Annotated in this window: 16 protein-coding genes; 13 read left to right on the top strand and 3 right to left on the bottom strand. The window is 63.1% G+C overall.

Features of this window, described 5'->3' with window-relative positions; translation table 11 throughout:
• Positions 1-36 precede the first annotated feature (36 nt).
• Positions 37-1,539 carry a class I adenylate-forming enzyme family protein gene (locus tag ACBG85_RS26200; protein WP_063315559.1) on the bottom strand — a complete coding sequence of 501 codons (1,503 nt, stop codon included), beginning with the start codon at positions 1,537-1,539 and terminating at the stop codon, positions 37-39.
• Positions 1,540-1,676: 137 nt separating this feature from the next.
• Here ACBG85_RS26200 and ACBG85_RS26195 point away from each other — a divergent pair, with 137 nt between their 5' ends.
• Positions 1,677-2,357, top strand: coding sequence for a TetR/AcrR family transcriptional regulator (locus ACBG85_RS26195; protein WP_054187502.1), 681 nt, complete (start codon positions 1,677-1,679; stop codon positions 2,355-2,357).
• A 103-nt stretch (positions 2,358-2,460) separates the two neighbouring features.
• On the opposite strand, the gene ACBG85_RS26190 is transcribed toward ACBG85_RS26195, so the two are convergent.
• Positions 2,461-2,937 (bottom strand): MaoC family dehydratase, encoded by a 477-nt coding sequence (locus tag ACBG85_RS26190; protein WP_003942878.1) that lies wholly within the window; start codon positions 2,935-2,937, stop codon positions 2,461-2,463.
• 157 nt (positions 2,938-3,094) lie between these two features.
• On the opposite strand from ACBG85_RS26190, the gene ACBG85_RS26185 reads away from it, so the two are divergent.
• The 12 genes from ACBG85_RS26185 to ACBG85_RS26130 all read left to right on the top strand — a co-directional run bounded on the left by ACBG85_RS26185 (position 3,095) and on the right by ACBG85_RS26130 (position 15,306).
• Positions 3,095-3,916, top strand: a complete 822-nt coding sequence (locus tag ACBG85_RS26185; RefSeq protein ID WP_047269419.1) for an SDR family oxidoreductase — start codon at positions 3,095-3,097, stop codon at positions 3,914-3,916.
• Entirely contained in the window at positions 3,913-4,716 is an 804-nt protein-coding gene (locus ACBG85_RS26180; RefSeq protein WP_372025399.1) for an enoyl-CoA hydratase-related protein, read from the top strand. The genes ACBG85_RS26185 and ACBG85_RS26180 overlap by 4 nt, the downstream gene beginning before the upstream one ends.
• Positions 4,703-5,923, top strand: a complete 1,221-nt coding sequence (locus tag ACBG85_RS26175; RefSeq protein ID WP_019745701.1) for an acyl-CoA dehydrogenase family protein — start codon at positions 4,703-4,705, stop codon at positions 5,921-5,923. The genes ACBG85_RS26180 and ACBG85_RS26175 overlap by 14 nt, the downstream gene beginning before the upstream one ends.
• A gap of 1 nt (position 5,924) precedes the next feature.
• Complete coding sequence (locus ACBG85_RS26170; RefSeq protein ID WP_007730827.1) at positions 5,925-6,707, top strand: SDR family oxidoreductase; 783 nt, start codon at positions 5,925-5,927, stop codon at positions 6,705-6,707.
• Positions 6,700-7,734 carry a phosphotransferase family protein gene (locus tag ACBG85_RS26165; RefSeq protein WP_065455055.1) on the top strand — a complete coding sequence of 345 codons (1,035 nt, stop codon included), beginning with the start codon at positions 6,700-6,702 and terminating at the stop codon, positions 7,732-7,734. Before ACBG85_RS26170 ends, ACBG85_RS26165 begins: the two co-directional genes overlap by 8 nt.
• A gap of 45 nt (positions 7,735-7,779) precedes the next feature.
• A complete protein-coding gene (gene fabG, locus ACBG85_RS26160; RefSeq protein WP_338926408.1) occupies positions 7,780-8,538 on the top strand; it encodes a 3-oxoacyl-ACP reductase FabG in 759 nt (252 codons plus the stop codon).
• A gap of 34 nt (positions 8,539-8,572) precedes the next feature.
• Positions 8,573-9,766 (top strand): acyl-CoA dehydrogenase family protein, encoded by a 1,194-nt coding sequence (locus ACBG85_RS26155; RefSeq protein ID WP_283551699.1) that lies wholly within the window; start codon positions 8,573-8,575, stop codon positions 9,764-9,766.
• Entirely contained in the window at positions 9,763-10,860 is a 1,098-nt protein-coding gene (locus ACBG85_RS26150) for an acyl-CoA dehydrogenase family protein (RefSeq protein ID WP_192712777.1), read from the top strand. The genes ACBG85_RS26155 and ACBG85_RS26150 overlap by 4 nt, the downstream gene beginning before the upstream one ends.
• Positions 10,861-10,891: 31 nt before the next feature.
• On the top strand, positions 10,892-11,875 hold the full coding sequence (locus ACBG85_RS26145) for an NADPH:quinone oxidoreductase family protein (protein WP_003943088.1): 984 nt from the start codon (positions 10,892-10,894) through the stop codon (positions 11,873-11,875).
• Positions 11,876-11,954: 79 nt separating this feature from the next.
• Positions 11,955-13,154: an acetyl-CoA C-acyltransferase gene (locus tag ACBG85_RS26140; protein ID WP_007730836.1), complete on the top strand. Its 1,200-nt coding sequence runs from the start codon at positions 11,955-11,957 to the stop codon at positions 13,152-13,154.
• Entirely contained in the window at positions 13,151-13,936 is a 786-nt protein-coding gene (locus tag ACBG85_RS26135; protein WP_007730838.1) for a RhlG family 3-oxoacyl-ACP reductase, read from the top strand. The genes ACBG85_RS26140 and ACBG85_RS26135 overlap by 4 nt, the downstream gene beginning before the upstream one ends.
• A 170-nt stretch (positions 13,937-14,106) precedes the next feature.
• Positions 14,107-15,306, top strand: a complete 1,200-nt coding sequence (locus ACBG85_RS26130; protein ID WP_372025396.1) for a DUF4185 domain-containing protein — start codon at positions 14,107-14,109, stop codon at positions 15,304-15,306.
• 6 nt (positions 15,307-15,312) lie between these two features.
• Here the strand turns inward: ACBG85_RS26130 and ACBG85_RS26125 are convergent, their stop codons facing one another.
• A complete protein-coding gene (locus tag ACBG85_RS26125; RefSeq protein WP_099697137.1) occupies positions 15,313-17,352 on the bottom strand; it encodes a YhgE/Pip domain-containing protein in 2,040 nt (679 codons plus the stop codon).
• Positions 17,353-17,376: the final 24 nt, after the last annotated feature.

Genomic DNA, 17,376 nt, shown 5'->3' with positions numbered 1-17,376 from the left:
ACCCCGGCGAAATCTCGCCGGGGTTCACCTGTGTTTTCAGTTCTGCTTCTGGGCGAGGAGTTCAGTGCGGTCGATCGATCGCTTGAGGATCTTTCCCGTCGAACCCTTCGGGAGCGCGTCGATGAACTGGACCACCCGCGGAATCTTGTAGGCGGACAGACGTTCCCGAGCCCACGAGGTGACGTCATCTGCTTCGAGGTCGGAGCCTGGGCGCACGGCCACCACCGCCGCAACCTCCTCGCCGTAGTAGTCGTCGGGTATACCGATCACCGCGGCCTCGATGATGTCGGGGTGCTGGTAGAGCACCTCTTCGACCTCGCCTGGATAGACGTTGTATCCACCGCGGATGATGAGGTCCTTGACGCGGTCGACGATGCGAAGGTCACCGTCGGCGTCGGTCTCGCCGAGGTCTCCGGTGCGGAACCATCCGTCGTCGGACAGGACGGCGGCCGTGTCGGCCGGGCGCTTCCAGTAGCCCTTCATGACCGTCGGTCCTTTGATGAATACCTCGCCCACTGTGCCTGCCTGGCAGACATTTCCGTCGTGATCACGGACCTCGACCTCGGTGCGCGGTACGGCGCGGCCGGTGTATCCGATCTTTGCGACGCGGTCGATGCTGTTGAAAGTTCCGAATGCGCTCGTCTCGGTCAGGCCGTAGCCCTCGAGGATTGTGCAGTTGAACCGTGCTTCGAAGGCGCGAGCGACTTCACCGGGAAGTGATGCGCCACCGGAGATTGCGATCCGCAGTTGTTCGAAGTCGGAGCTGTCCACGTCGGCTGCGGCGTGCAGCATGGCATTCCACATGGTGGGGACGCCGGCCATGATGGTGAGCTTGTCCCGACGCACCAGATCGAGCATGGCGGCCGGGTCGAACCGGGCGAGCAGGGACAGCGATCCGCCGCCGGTGAAGGTTGCCATCATGACCGAACCCTGGCCGAAGATGTGAAAGAGCGGCAGCCCGGTACCGGTGCGGTCCGAGGGATTTCCGCGGCTGCTCTCGGCGCCGATCTCACCGGCAGACAACAGATTCCCGACTGTCAGCTGAGCGCCCTTCGGACGTCCGGTGGTACCGGAGGTGTAGAGAATCGCCGTGGTGTCCGCTGTGTCGCGGTCGACCACCGTTGCCGGTGGATGGTCGGCCTTCGCCGATTCTTCGGTGAGCGTCCACACCGGGACGCCGCGCGCACTCCCTGCATCCTGAACTGCGGGACCGAGCTGGTGCCAGGCGATCGCCAGCGAAATCTCGGCGTCGTCCAGTACGTACTCGACTTCGGGTTGCGCCGACATCGTGTTGATGGGCACCACGACACAACCTGCAGCCTGAATCCCCATGTACGCCACGATGAATTCAGGCACCGACGGCGCCGCGAGCAGAACCCGGTCGCCGATGCTCAACCCTTCGTCGCGAATGCGGCCGGCGAACGCCAGAGACGCGTCGTGAAGCTGTCGGTATGTCCAATGACTATCCGTGCCGCGAATTGCAATATTTTCCGGAGTGGCTTCCGCGTGACGGGTCACCGGGTCGAGAACGCTAACCATGGTTCTGCCTTTCGGGAGGAATCGACCGATTGTGTGTCCTGGGTCTCACCAGAGCGTACACTTGAATCCGGCGTCAACATCGAGTCTGCTGGGATTGTCCCGAAAATGATGTTGATCGGAAGGATGAGGAGCGCACCGTGCTCGACGACGAATCGCGAATTGCCGCCTTACCGGTGGCTCCGCCCGCGCTGCTCCGGGATCGACCGACCACCGAGCGGGGGACACGCACGCGTGCGGCATTGGTTGCTGCTGCCCGTAAGGTTTTCGAGCGCAGTGGCTATCTCGATGCACGTTTGATCGACATCGCAAAAGAAGCCGGTTGCGCGACGGGATCGTTCTACACGTACTTCGCGAACAAGGAAGAGGTGTTCGCCGCCGTCCTCGAGGTCGCGCGAGACGACATGATGCACCCGGGCATGGGACGCGTTGCGAGCGCGGACGATCCGTACGCCGTGCTCGAGGCAAGTAATCGAGCGTATCTGGCCGCGTATCAACGCAATGCGAAGTTGATGGGGCTCATGGAGCAGGTTGCTCACATCGACCCGGAGTTCCGGAAGTTCCGCAGCGAGCGTGCCAATGCGTTCATACGCCGTAATGCCCGCGGGATCGCAGATCTGCAGTCCCGCGGCATCGCGGACACGGCGCTGGATCCGATGACGGCGTCGATTGCTCTGTCCGGCATGGTGAGTCGACTCGCCTACAGTCTGTTCACCCTTCGTGAGGGTGAGGTGGACGGGCGTTCACCGGAGTTCGATCAGATTGTCGCCACTGTGACCGATCTGTGGGCGAACGCTCTGAAGTTCCCCGACCGTCTCTGACGAGGTGGGCCGCCCCGGCTGCATCGATGTTCGAGCGGCCGGGCGTCCCAGTCTCGGTTCAGCTCTTTTCGGTTCAGCTCTTTTCGGTTCAGCTCTTTTCGGTTCAGCTCTTTTCGACGACGCGAGCGACGGATTCGGCGACCACGACGGGCTTGTCGGAACCCTCGCGCTCGACCACCTGGCTCATCTTCACTTGGATTCCGCCGGGCAACTGCTCCGCGGACACGACGGTTGCGCGCATGCGGACCCGGGATCCCACGGGAACGGGAGCGGGGAAGCGAACCTTGTCGTAGCCGTAATTGAGGCTGTGGGCGAAGCCGTCGAAGTGGATGAGTTGGTAGGAGAACTGGGGTCCCAGTGAGAGGCTGAAGAGTCCGTGCGCGATCGTGCTGCCGAGCGGGCTCGATGCGGCTCGTTCCGGGTCGACATGAATCCACTGATGATCGTTTGTGGCTTCGGCGAACGCGTTGATGCGCTCCTGGGTGATGTCGTACCACTCCGTCGGGCCAAGTTCCTGGCCGATGAGCTTCTCGAGCTCGGCGAAGGTGGACGGGCGGACGGGCAATTGGTTTTCAGTCATCGTTATCCCTTTACTCGCAGTTCAGGAGGACGGAACGGGCCGTTCGGGTGACCGTCGCGATTCGACGGTTGAAACTGACGCCGGATTCAACTATACATGAGGGGAGACGTGGATCACTGTCAGCGCGTAGGTATGACGCAAGCGAGAGGAATCGCTCATGAAGGTTGCCCAGAAGGTAGCAATTGTCACCGGTGGCGGCGGGGGAATCGGCGGTGCACTGGCCGAGCGACTGGCTGCCGAGGGTGCTCGCGTCGTAGTGGCTGACCTGGACGGGGCAGCAGCTTCGTCAGTAGCAGAGGCGATCAACGCGGAGCGTCCCGGAGCGGCCGTGTCTGCCGGTGGCGACGTCTCCGACGAGACGGTCATTGCGGGCCTGATCGCGCAGGCGGAAAAGGAATTCGGCCCGGTCGACCTCTACTTCGCCAATGCCGGCGTTACCGGTGGCATGGGCCTCGACATCAGTGAAGACGTCTGGGACACGACGATCGACGTCAACGTTCGCGCCCACATTCGCGCTGCCAGGCTCCTCGTCCCCGGCTGGACGGAGCGCGGGCAGGGCTACTTCATCAGCACGGCCTCTGCGGCCGGCTTGCTCAGTCAGGTCGGGTCCGCCGCGTACTCGGTGACCAAACATGCCGCGGTCGCGTTTGCCGAGTGGCTCTCGATCACCTACGGAGATCAGGGTGTTCGCGTCAGTTGCTTGTGCCCGATGGGCGTCAACACCAAGCTTCTCTACGAAGGTGAGAACTCCGGCGATCCGGTCGGCAAGGCCGCAACCGGAGCCGTGCTTGCGGCAGGCAATGTTCTCGAGCCTGCCGAATGCGCCGAAATCGTTCTTGCGGCAGTGGATGCCGAAGAATTTCTCATCCTTCCGCACAAGAACGTGCTGGACATGTACCGGCAGAAGGGCGCCGACTACGACCGTTGGCTGCGCGGGATGCGCCGGTACCAGGCGTCGCTCCTCGCGGGAACGCGATGACCGAGGAACTCGTCCTCTCCGAGCAGAGAGGAGCGGTGCTGGTTCTGACATTCAATCGGCCCCGTGTTCTCAACGCGTGGACCAACGAGCTCGAAGATCAGTATTACGACTTTCTGGCGATGGCAGACGAAGATCCCAGTGTCCGAGCAATTGTTGTCACCGGCTCCGGCCGAGGATTCTGCTCGGGGGCTGACCTCGGCAATTTGAAGAACGTCGGCGAAGTCTCCGAAAGTGATCTTGTCCGGCCGCGAGACCGTCATTTCCCGACCACCATCCGCAAGCCGCTGATCGCCGCCGTCAACGGCGTCGCTGCCGGGCTCGGAATGGTCGAGGCTCTGTACTGCGACGTTCGTTTCGGTTCGAGCGCAACACGATTCACTACCGCGTTCGCGCGTCGCGGCCTGATTGCGGAGTACGGCATCTCCTGGATGTTGCCCCGCTTGGTCGGGCACAGTCGAGCAGTCGATCTTCTGCTTTCCAGCCGGATGGCGGATGCCGACGAGGCGTACCGTATCGGTTTGATCGACCACCTGGTCAGCGGCGGTGACGTTCTGGACGCGGCGATTGCTTACGCCGAGGACATCGCGGCGAACTGCTCGCCGACGTCCCTCTCCGTCATCAAATCTCAGATGAGTGCCGACGCGCACTCGACCTTCACCGATTCCGCCAGGCGTGCGGAATCGCTGATGCTGAACGCATTTCACGGCCCGGATGTCGTCGAGGGCGTCAACAGCCATCTCGAACATCGAGCCCCCAATTTTCCTTCCCTCTCTGTCAGGAGTTCACATGTCAGTGTTTGAGTTCTCGGATCGCACCAAGAAGTACCAGGCCGAACTGCTCGATTTCATGGACAAGCACGTTTACCCGGCCGAAGCGGTCTACGAAGAGCAGATGCGTGAGTCCGGTAACCCGCACTTCCAGCCGCCGATCATCGACGACTTGAAGAAGGAAGCCAAGGCCCGCGGGCTGTGGAACCTCTTCCATCCCCATCCCGAATGGGGCCCCGGCCTGACCAACCTGGAATACGCACCGCTCGCGGAGATCATGGGCCGCAGCCACCTGGCCTCCGAGGCCACCAACTGCGCCGCTCCGGACACGGGAAACATGGAGGTGCTCACGCTCTTCGGCACCGACGAGCACAAGGAGAAGTACCTCAAGCCGCTTCTCGAAGGCGAAATTCGTTCCGCTTTCGCGATGACCGAGCCCGAGGTTGCCAGCTCCGACGCCACCAACATCCAGCTCCGTATGGACCGTGACGGCGACGAGTACGTGCTGAACGGCCGTAAGTGGTTCGCTTCCAACGCCTTGCACCAGAACTGCAAGGTTCTGATCGTCATGGGTAAGACCGACTTCAATGCCGCCACCCACCGTCAGCAGTCGATGATGGTCGTGCCGATCGATGCTCCCGGCGTCACGATCCTGCGCAACCTGCCGGTTTTCGGCTACCAGGACCGCGAAGGACACGGCGAGATCACTTTCGAGGACGTGCGCGTCCCGGCCAAGGACATTCTCGCCGGTGAGGGTGAAGGATTCGCGATCAGCCAGGCCCGCCTCGGCCCCGGCCGCATCCACCACTGCATGCGTGCAATCGGAATGGCCGAGCGCGCACTGGAACTGATGTGCAAGCGCGCATCCACCCGCATCACCTTCGGGAAGCCCGTCAGTGACAACGCGAATATCCAGGACTGGATCGCCGAGGCTCGTATCGACATCGAGATGGTTCGACTCCTCACGCTCAAGGCCGCACACATGATGGACACGGTGGGCAACAAGGAAGCGCGCACCGAGATCGCAGCCATCAAGGTTGCGGCACCGAACATCGCGCTCAAGATCATCGACCGCGCCATCCAGGTTCACGGCGGTGGCGGCGTCACCGACGACTTCCCGCTCGCGATGGCTTACGCCCACATGCGCACCCTTCGCCTGGCCGACGGCCCGGACGAGGTGCACAAGCGCGCCATCGCCAAGCAGGAACTGCGCAAGTACCGCGAAGTCAAGGCGAACTGACATGGCAGGACTGGATCTCACCGGTAAGACGGCAATCGTCACAGGCGCATCGCGGGGCATCGGCCTCGCGACCGCGCAGGCGATTGCGGCGGCGGGCGGAAACGTCGTACTGACTTCGCGCTCACAGGAATCCGCAGATGCGGCTGCCGCGCAGGTGAACGGCAACGCGATCGGCGTCGGCGCTCACGCGACGGACGAGGATGCTGCACGCAAGTGCGTCGAGCAGACGATCGAGCGTTTCGGCAGTCTCGACATCTTGGTGAACAACGCGGGCACCAACCCGTCGTTCGGGCCGATCATCAACCAGGATCACTCGCGCTTCGCCAAGACTTTCGACGTCAACGTGTGGGCTCCAGTCCTGTGGACCGGCCTCGCAGCGCGGGCCTGGATGGGCGAGCACGGTGGTTCCGTGGTCAACACCGCTTCGATCGGCGGCATGGCGTTCGAGGCGGGAATCGGTACGTACAACGCGTCGAAGGCTGCTCTGATCCACATCACCAAGCAGTTGGCGCTCGAGTTGTCACCGAAGATTCGTGTCAACGCCGTTGCGCCGGGAGTGGTGAGAACCAAACTCGCCGAAGCTCTGTGGAAAGAACACGAAGAAGCGGTGTCCGCGTCGACTGCTCTCGGACGCATCGGTGAACCCGAGGACGTGGCCGCTGCCATTGCCTTCCTGGTTTCGGATGCAGCCCAGTGGATCACCGGCGAGATCATGACCATCGACGGTGGCCAGTTGTTGGGTGACGCACTCCCGTTCCGGCAGGGAGCGTCCGTCGGTGGCTAGCGTCGGAGTAGTGGGACTCGATACCGAAGCGGTCACCGGGTGGATCGCAGGCCTGGGGATCGACTTTTCCGGGCCGTTGTCCTTCGATCGAATCGGCTTGGGGCAGTCGAATCTCACGTACCTGGTTCGCGATCAGGACGGCAATCGCTGGGTGCTAAGACGCCCACCGCTGGGGCATCTGCTGGCCTCGGCTCACGACGTGGCGCGTGAGGCTCGAATCCTGAGCGCTCTCGAATCCACCGACGTGCCTTCGCCGCGAGTATTCGGGTTGACCGAGGATCCTGCCGTCACCGAAGTTCCGCTGCTCCTCATGGAATTCGTGGACGGCGAAGTGGTGGACCGAATGCCTCTTGCGGAGGCGTTGTCGGAAGATCGTCGTCGGGCAATCGGCATCTCGCTGGCTCAGACGTTGGCGAAGATACACGCCGTGGATCTGAAGAAGGCCGGCCTCGACGACCTGGCAAGCCACAAGCCCTACGCTGCACGGCAGCTGAAGCGTTGGGGTGGGCAGTGGGAACAGTCGAAGACGCGGGAATGCCCCGATCTCGACGATCTCACGCGACGCTTGATTGCAGCTCAGCCGGCTCATACCGAAACCACGTTGGTGCACGGCGACTTTCACTTGCGCAATGTGATCACCTCCGCTCAGAACGGCGAAGTTGTCGCGGCCCTCGACTGGGAACTCTGCACTCTCGGTGATCCGTTGGCGGACGTCGGAAGCTTGTTGGCGTACTGGCCGGCGGCTGGTGAGAATACCGGCGGCGATTTCCCGGCGTCGGCACTCCCGGGATTCCCCTCGCGAGAGGAGATCTCCCGGATCTATCTCGAGGCCACCGGACGGGATCCTGCTGCGCTGAAGTTCTGGCACACGTTGGGACTGTGGAAGATTGCTGTGATCGCCGAGGGCGTGATGCGTCGCGCCCGCGACGAACCGCAGAATGCCGCCGAGAGCGGAACTCCCACCGTGGAACGTATTGACGCCTTGGTCGCCAAAGCCAGGGAAATTGCAGATCAGGCCGGGATCTGACGAGATCGTCCGGTGTCCGTCGAATCACGAAAGTATGGAGGGCCAGTGAGCCAGGAACGTAGAACCGCAATTGTCACGGGTGCAGCACGCGGAATCGGTGCGGCAGTAGCGAAGCGACTGTCGGAAGACGGTTTTGCCGTCGCCGTGCTCGACCTCGACGAAGCGGCGTGTGCCGGAACCGTCGACGCGATCAAGGCCGCAGGCGGACAGGCGCTGGCCGTCGGCGCTGACGTCTCCGACGAGGCTTCGGTTGCTGCAGCAGTGGATCGTGTGGCCGCAGACCTGGGTGCACCTACCGTGCTGATCAACAATGCCGGTATCACTCGCGACAACCTTCTGTTCAAGATGAGTGTTGCCGAGTGGGATTCGGTGATGAACGTCCACCTGCGCGGAGCGTTCCTCATGTCGCGTGCGGTGCAGAAGTACATGGTGGAAGCGAAGTTCGGCCGCATCGTGAACCTCTCGAGCACGTCGGCTCTCGGCAACCGCGGACAGGTCAACTACTCCGCAGCCAAGGCCGGCATGCAGGGATTCACCAAGACATTGGCCTTCGAGCTGGGCAAGTTCGGCGTCACCGCCAACGCCATTGCACCCGGATTCATCGAAACCGAGATGACCGCCGCAACGGCCGAGCGCATGGGCGTCGGCTTCGACGACTTCAAGACCGCTGCCGCTTCGCAGATCCCGGTCAACCGTGTCGGTCAGCCCGAGGACATCGCGCACACCGCGTCGTTCTTCGTCAGCGAAGGCGCGGGCTTCGTTTCCGGTCAGGTCGTCTACGTCGCCGGTGGACCGAAGGACTGACCGTCCGCTCACCGCTCGAACCGAAGGAATGGGCATGGCTTTCGACGAAGAGGCAGTATCGCGTGATCTCACCGACAAGGTGAACACGCTTCTCGCGGAGAACGATCCGAACAGCGTGTCGGTATCGGATTTCCTCGGCGCACGATTCGACGCCGGACTGGCGTGGGTTCATTTCCCCGAAGGTCATGGGGGACTCGGTGTACCGCAGAGCTTTCAGCGTCAGGTGAACGCTCAGCTGGAGGCCGCCGGTGCACCGGGCCCGGCCACCGGCAAGAACGGGATCGGACTGGGCATGGCGGCACCGACCATCGCTGCCTTCGGCACCGAGGAGCAGAAGCAGAAGTTCCTGCGCCCGTTGTGGACTGCGGAGACGGTCTACTGCCAGCTGTTCAGTGAACCGGGCGCAGGTTCGGACCTCGCGGCCGTCGCTACCCGCGCCGTCCGCGACGGCGACGACTGGATAGTCAACGGGCAGAAGGTATGGACGTCGGGCGCGCAGAATGCGCAGCTGGCGATTCTCGTGGCCAGGACCGATCCGTCACGTTCCAAGCATGCGGGTCTGAGCTACTTCATCTGCGACATGACCGATCCGGGCGTCGATGTCCGGCCGCTGCGTCAGATCACCGGCGAGGCCGAATTCAACGAGGTATTCCTCACGGACGTCAGGATTCCGGACGCCAATCGCCTCGGAGCCGAAGGCCAGGGGTGGAAGGTTGCGACCACCACCCTGAACAACGAGCGTGTTGCCATCGGTTCGGGCGCACCGCGTGAGGGAGGCATGATCGGAAAGGTCGCTCAGGCCTGGCGTGACGAGCCCGAGCTGCGTAATCCGGCGATGCACGACGAGTTGATGCGGCTCTGGACCGAATCCGAAGTTGCGCGTCTGACCGGTGAGCGACTGCGCCAGCAGCTCGCCGCTGGCCAGCCCGGCCCCGAAGGCTCGGGAATGAAGCTCGCGTTTGCCGTTTTGGCTCAGCAGATTTCGGGTTTCGACCTCGAGCTGCACGGCGAAGCCGGTCTGCGCTACGACGACTGGACGCTGCGTCGACCGGATTCCGTCGACTTCACCGGGCGTGAACCCGGATACCGGTACCTGCGAGCCAAGGGCAATTCGATCGAGGGCGGAACGTCGGAGATCCTGCGCAACGTCATCGCAGAACGTGTACTCGGGTTGCCGCCCGAGCATCGCGTCGACAAGGACATCGCCTGGAAGGACTTACCCCGATGAGCGCCGATCTGTTGTACTCCGAGACCGAACAAGATCTGCGAGCCAGCGTCAGACGACTGCTGAGCGAGCGGGCCGGTGCCGACACCGTGGTCACGGCGTACGACGACGTGTCCGCCGACTTCACCGGGCTGTGGAAGTCGCTGGCGTCGGAACTCGGTTTGGCGGGACTGCTGGTACCCGAAGAACTGGGCGGGGCAGGTGCGTCGACGCGTGAGGCGGCGGTCGTGATGGAGGAGATCGGACGTGCGGTCGCTCCCGTTCCGTTCTTCACCAGCGCTGTGCTGGCGACCACGGCGTTGCTGAAGGCCGGCGAGACCGAGGTGCTCGGTCAATTGGCGGCGGGGGATTCGACGGCTGCTCTGATCGTCCCGTTGTCCACTGCACCAGGAACTTTCACACCCACTGTCAAGGCAACGGCGAGTGGACTCGTCGGCAGCGTCACGACGGTTGCCGGCGTCGCCGAGTCCGATGTTCTTGTTGTTCCGGTTGCCGGTGAGAGCGGTCTGGAGCTGCACACCGTTCGGATCGCCGACGCCACCGTCACGCCGGTTCTGTCCCTGGACATGACGCGCCGATTGGCGGACGTCGAGTTCTCGGGTTCGTCGTCGGTCCGTGTCGACAGCGGCAACGCGGCGCAAGCGGTTGAGGAAGCGTTGCTCTGCGGAAGCGCACTGCTGGCGTCCGAACAGTTCGCTGTAGCTCAGTGGTGCCTCGAAACGACTCTCGCGTATGTGAAGGAGCGCAAGCAGTTCGGCCGGGCGATCGGTTCGTACCAGGCGATCAAGCACCGCCTCGCCGATCTCTGGCTCGAAGTCAGCTCTTCGGGAGCGGCAGCACGATATGCGGCGGACACCTATGCACGCGGCGACGTCGATGCGGCGATCGCAGCGACGGTGGCCCAGGCATTCTGCAGCGGCGTCGCGGTTCATGCTGCGGAGGAGTGCGTCCAACTTCATGGTGGTATCGGAATGACGTGGGAGTATCCGGCGCACCTGTACCTCAAACGGGCGAAGAGCGATCAGCTGTCGCTGGGAACCGCGTATCAGCATCGGGGACGCCTCGCCGAGTTGGTCGACCTCCCGATCTCGTCCTGAAACTCACCCACTATCTGTCTGGAGAATTGCTGTGAAGGCTTGGCGCGTCAACGAACTCGGTCAACCCCGCGATGTGCTCGCGTTGGAGGAGACCGCGGATCCCACCCCGAATGCGACGGAGATGTTGGTCAAGGTGCTGGCGGCTCCGGCCAACTTCCCCGACGTCCTCATGTGCCGGGGTGAGTACCAGATCAAGCCGCCGCTGCCCTTCACACCCGGTGTCGAACTGTGTGGTGAAGTGGTCTCGGTCGGTGAATCGGTGACCAAATTCGCAGTGGGGGACCGGGTGATCGGTAATCCGAGTCTGCCGTCCGGCGGATTCGCCGAGTACTCGGTACTGGATCAGAACAACACGTTCCCGGCGCCGTCGGCTCTCGACGACGCGGAAGCATCCGCTCTGAGCATCGGCTATCAGACAGCGTGGTTCGCTCTGCATCGCCGCACCCAACTGCTCGAGGGTGAGACGTTGTTGGTCCACGCTGCTGCGGGTGGTGTCGGTAGTGCGGCAGTGCAACTCGGCAAGGCGGCAGGCGCCAAGGTGATCGGTGTCGTCGGCGGCCCGGACAAGGCCGAGTACGCGCGCAAGCTCGGCGCAGACCTCGTCGTAGACCGTCACAGTGAGGACTTCGTGGCAGCGGTCAAGGAGTTCACCGGCGGCAAGGGCGCCGACGTGGTCTTCGATCCGGTCGGCGGCGACGCATACGCGAAGTCCACCAAGTGCATCGCCTTCGAGGGACGGATCGTCATCATCGGCTTCGCCGGTGGCACGATCCCGCAGCCGGCACTCAATCACGCTCTCATCAAAAACTATTCGATCATCGGACTGCACTGGGGGCTGTACAAGGCCTACAACCAGCAGGCCATCGACGACTGCCACGTCGAGCTCACCAGGCTCGCCGATGCCGGCTTGGTCAAACCACTGATCAGTGAGCGGTTGTCGTTGACGGACGTTGCCGACGGTATCGGTCGCCTCGGCGACGGCACCACTGTCGGTCGCGTCGTGTTCCAGCCCTGATTCTTGCTGTGCGCCTTTATTAACCCCCGGCGGTTAATAAAGGCGCACAGCACTTCGTGTTCGACGAAAGGATTCCCCGATGAGGCAAGCTGTCATCGTTTCCACCGCCCGTACCCCGATCGGTAAGGCGTACCGCGGCGCGTTCAACAACACTCAGGCTCAAGAGCTTGCTGCACATGCCATTTCGAATGCAGTTCAGCGCGCGGGCCTCGAGGGCGGCGAGGTCGAGGACGTCATCCTCGGCGCCGCGCTGCAGCAGGGCTCTTCCGGCGGCAACGTCGCGCGGCAAGCGGTACTGCGGGCCGGGCTTCCGGACTCGGTTTCCGGAATGACGATCGACCGTCAGTGCTCGTCCGGTCTCATGGCCATCGCAACCGCAGCCAAGCAGATCGTGGACGACGGAATGCAGATCGCGGTCGGCGGCGGAGTCGAATCGATCTCGTTGGTCCAGAACGATCACATGAACAACTTCCGCGCGGCTGATCCGTGGCTGAAGGAAAACAAGCCGTCGATCTACATGCCGATGCTGCATACGGCCGAGATCGTCGCCGAGCGCTACGGAGTCACCCGCGAGCAGCAGGACGAGTTCGCGCTCGTCTCCCAGCAGCGGACCGCAGCGGCCCAGGACGCAGGTCGGTTCGATCTCGAGATCGTCCCGCTGCCCTCGATCAAGCAGGTGCAGGACAAGGAGACGGGTGAGATCCGCAGCGAGTCCGTGACGCTGACCCGCGACGAAGGCAACCGCGCTTCCACCACGTTGGAAGGGCTGTCGAGTCTGCGACCGGTTCTGGCCGACGGGACTGTCAGTGCTCATTCGTCCATCACTGCGGGCAACTCGTCTCAGCTCTCCGACGGCGCTTCGGCGTCGGTGCTGATGGAGGCAGGCGAGGCGGAACGCCGCGGGTTGGCGCCTCTCGGTATCTACCGTGGCATGGCTGTCGCGGGTTGCGCTCCCGACGAGATGGGCATCGGACCGGTGTTCGCGATTCCGCGTCTGCTGGATCTTCACGGCCTGAAGGTCGACGACATCGATCTCTGGGAACTCAACGAGGCCTTCGCCTCTCAGGCCCTGTACTGCCGCGACAAGCTCGGGATCGATCCCGAGAAGTACAACGTCGACGGTGGCGGTATCTCCGTCGGCCATCCGTACGGAATGACGGGGGCTCGTCTGGTCGGCCATGCTCTTCTTGAAGGAAAACGGCGCGGAGCCAAGCTCGTGGTGGTGACCATGTGCATCGGCGGCGGTATGGGTGCTGCCGGGCTTTTCGAGGTCGCATGAGCTTGATCGAGGGACTGTTCGACGTCAGTGGCAAGACCGTTGTGGTCACCGGTGGATCACGCGGTATCGGATACATGATCGCTCGCGGGTTTGTCGAAGGCGGAGCGACGGTCGTCATTTCGGCCCGAAAAGCCGAAGCCTGTGACGAAGCCGCGCGAGAGCTTTCGGAGTTCGGCACCTGCATTTCGCATCCGGCCGATCTGTCCACGGACGAGGGGGTCGAGAGCCTCGCTGCGAAGGTCGCCGAGATTTCGCCGACGCTCGACGTACTGGTCAACAACGCCGGTGCCACGTGGGGAGCTCCCGTCGACGATTTTCCGGCCGCAGGCTTCGACAAGATTTTCGACATCAATGTCAAGGCAATCTTCCTCTTGACGCAGAAGCTGTTGCCGCAGTTGCGGTCTGCAGCCACGGCGGAAGATCCCGCGCGCGTGATCAATATCGGATCGATCGACGGACTCGTGGTGTCGGGTTCGGAGAACTTCTCGTACGGAGCCAGTAAGGCTGCGGTGCACATGTTGACGCGCAAGCTCGCGGCAACGCTTGCGGGGGAACAGATCACGGTCAATGCCATTGCGCCGGGCCCGTTCCCGTCGAAGATGATGGCATTCCTCCTCGAGGACGAACAGAGTGCAAAGGCTGTGGCGGACTCGGTCCCGTTGGGCAGGGTCGGAACTCCCCAGGATGCTGCAGGTCTTGCCATTTTCCTGGCTTCACGTGCCGGGGCTTATCTGACCGGCGCGGTGATTCCACTCGACGGCGGTGCGAGCGGAGCGCGCTGACCTACTGACTGATCTTCTCTGTCCGAAAAGGCCTGAAAGTCTGAACTACTATGACTTTCAGGCCTTTTCGCGTCTTTGTCTGATTGGGTTATCTGTGACTGCAGTTGCTAGATTGTCCGAGGTTCGGGGGGAACGACGACAACACCAACAATCCCGGCCATGGGGGAGTCATGTTTCGCGCGGGGAGATCGTTGGGGGTGTTCGGGGTAGTTGCCGCTCTGGCAGCTGCTGCCTTCACGGCGGTGGCTTCGCCGGCGATGGCTGCGCCGGGATGCGTCGGAGTCAGTGGCGTCGGTAGTAGCGGTGGTCCGGCCAATGCGGCGCCGTGGCTCAACGGCAACACCGGAGGGTTGCCAGGTCTGTCCGGTCGTACTGCCGCGATCGAAAAGGTCACCGGGACATACAGTCCAAACAAGACCGTTGATCGCTTCAATGTCCTGGGTACCGACCTGGGCATCATGTGGGACAACGGTGCGGGGCAGATTCTGACCGCTTTCGGCGATACCACCGGGCTCAGTCGTAACCCCGGCTGCGACGGTTTGGTGGGCGAGTGGCGAAGCAATGTACTCTTCCGCAGCTCGGATCGGGTACTGGCCGACGGTATGCGCATCGACAGCGCGCCGAAGGACGGTACCGGTCAGGCGCGTGAGATCATCTCCGGTCTGAAGATTCCGGGCGTCGAGGCCTCCAGCATCCCCACGAGCGGCATCGCAGTGAACGGTGTGCAGTATCTGAGCTACATGTCGGTGCGCAACTGGGGCGAGGCCGGGCAGTGGAGTACAAACTACTCACAGATTGCTACCTCCTCGGACAACGGCGAGACGTGGACCACTCGTCCGGAAACTCTGCGCCCCAACATCGGTGGGGTTCTTCCCGCGGGTGTCGCCCCCGTCGCCGGTAGCGAGAACTTCCAGATGAGCTCGATGGTGAAGGACGGCGGGTTCGTCTACAACTACGGAACCCCCGCGGGACGATCCGGCGAGGTTCGACTTTCTCGCGTGCCCGAGGGGGCGATCCTCGATCTTTCCGCCTACGAGTACTGGAACGGAAACGGCTGGATCCTTGCCGATCCCGCTGCGGCCGTACCCGTCATGGACGGCCGCATCGGTGAGGTCTCCGTTCAGTACAACGAGTTCCTCGGCAAGTTCGTGGCGATGTACGCCGACGCGTTCAGTTCGATCGTGATGCGAACCGCTCCCAGTCCGGTCGGTCCGTGGACGGCACCGGAGACACTGGTCAATCTGGTCGAGGTTCCCGGTATCTACGCCGCATACATCCACCCGTGGTCCAGTGGTTCGGATCTGTACTTCCTTGCCACCACGTGGGCCGACTACAACGTCATGTTGATGCGTACGACGCTCGTTCGCTGATCCGGCTCACGCTTGCGTTTGCTGGAGGTACACGATCTCCTCGGTGATCGGCGCGTCGTCATCGGCGTCGGTCGGCGGTTCTTGTCGGCGGCGCCACCAGATGGTGAACAGGACGGCTCCGATCACCAAGGCAGCCAGAGCGATTACCGCCACCCAGAATTTCGGGCCGTAGTATCCGACAAGGACCATGCGCATGGCGTTGCGCGCCCACGTGAGTGGCATCAGAGCGTGCAGCCACTGCAGAACCGTCGGCATCTGTTCGATGGGGTATACCGCGCCGAAGGCGAAGATCTGAATCATCAAGGCGCCCAGAGCGATGAAGGTTCCGTTGACGGCACCGAACACAACGGTGAAGAGCCTGCCCGAGCTGACCGCGGCGGCACCCACCAGGATCATCACTGCGATCATCGCCAGAACACTAGGTGGTTCGACGTTTGCCACGGTCAGTGACACCACCGACAACACGAGCGCCGCGACCAAGGTGACCAGGGCGGGAATGCGGTAGCGGCGCAGCCCCTCACGTACCACGCTGGTGTGCGAGTTCAGTGAACGTCCGCGTCGTGGGCGGACGACGAACCACGTGAGAATTCCGCACAGGAACAGTGCCACCGAGATCACGGCAGGTACGGCTCCCGGCCCGAAACCGGCTGCGGGATAGTTGTTCCGCGCGTCGACGGCAACCGGGGAGGAGAGGAGATTGGCCGTGGTGGCGCGCTCGTCGTCCGTGAACTGCGGTACCTGGGCGGCACCGTCGGACAAACCGGTGGCGAGTTCCGCGCTGCCCGCGTCGAGCTCGCCGACGCCGGCCGATAGCTGCCCGAGACCGTCACGGAGCGCAATACTTCCAGTGTCCAACTGCCCCAGCCCGGTGGAGAGTTCCTGTGCACCGGTAGCGAGTTGGCCTGCGCCGTCGGACAGTTGGCCCAGGCCGGTGTTGAGTTCACCTGCACCGGCCGCGGCGGCAAGGAGCCCACCACGGTAGTCGCTGCTCGGATCAGTGAGCTGCCGCGAGATTTCCCGCGCGCCGTCGCGAAGCTGGCCGAGCTGACCGATCACGTCGTCGTCCGACGGTTGTGCAGTCAGGGAAGCCCGCAGTCCAGCCAGGGCTTCGACGAGTCCGGCGGAGACCGGATCGGCCGAGTTTCGAAGCATCGACGTGAGGGCGTCGATCTGACCGACGACGGCGTCCGAGGACCCCGCGAGGTCGAGTACCGGGGTGGTGACCATGTCGACCACTTCGCTGATCTGTCGGGCGCCTGCGCCGAGTTCGTCGGTGCCCCCGACCAACTGGTTGAGTCCGCTGCTCAGCTCGCCCGAGCCTGCAGCAGCTTCGCCAGCTCCGGCAGCCAGCTCGCCGGCTCCGGCGGCCAGCTCCTTGCCGCCCTGATTTGCTTCGCCCATGCCGGTGGCGAGTTCCTTGCTTCCAGCGTAGAGCTCGTTGGTTCCGGCAAGCGCTTCGGAGGATCCGTCGGACAGCTGTTGCGCTCCTGCTGCTGCTTCACCGAATCCTGTTCCGAGTTCACCCAACCCGACCAGCACCTGGTCGATGGACTGCTCGCCGATCGACTCGGAGACCGCCGAGCGCACCTGAGCGATGATGCTTTCACCGACCGGGCCGGCGACCAGACTGTTGTAGTCGTTGTACAAGACGTCGAGTTCGGCCTTGCGGCCCGAACCCGATGCGGCACTGGCCACATCCGCGCTGAAAGTTTTCGGAATGACGACCGAGAAGTAATAGGTGCCGTCGTTGACGCCGTCGGCGGCTTCCTGTTCCGAGACGATCTTCCATGCAACGTCTCCGCTCTCGACGAGCGCGGCAACAACTTCATCGCCGGCTTGCAGACGTGTTCCGTCGAGTTCTGTGCCCGCATCGGCGTTGACGATGGCGACGGGCAAGCGGTTGACCGTGTCGCCCGGATCCCACAGTGCCCACATGTAGAACGCCGCAATCGACAGCGGTGCGATGACGAGGACAGCGAGAACTGTCCGGATGATGTGCGTGCGTCGCGTCGTGGCCGCGTTGTCGACTACGGGTTGTGGCGCCATGTGGAGCTCTCTTCTCGTGGACCG

Origin of the sequence: Rhodococcus sp. NyZ502 (assembly GCF_041464245.1) — a bacterium.
Classification (GTDB): Bacteria; Actinomycetota; Actinomycetes; order Mycobacteriales; family Mycobacteriaceae; genus Rhodococcus_F; species Rhodococcus_F qingshengii.
This window is presented reverse-complemented; position numbering and strand designations above follow the sequence as displayed.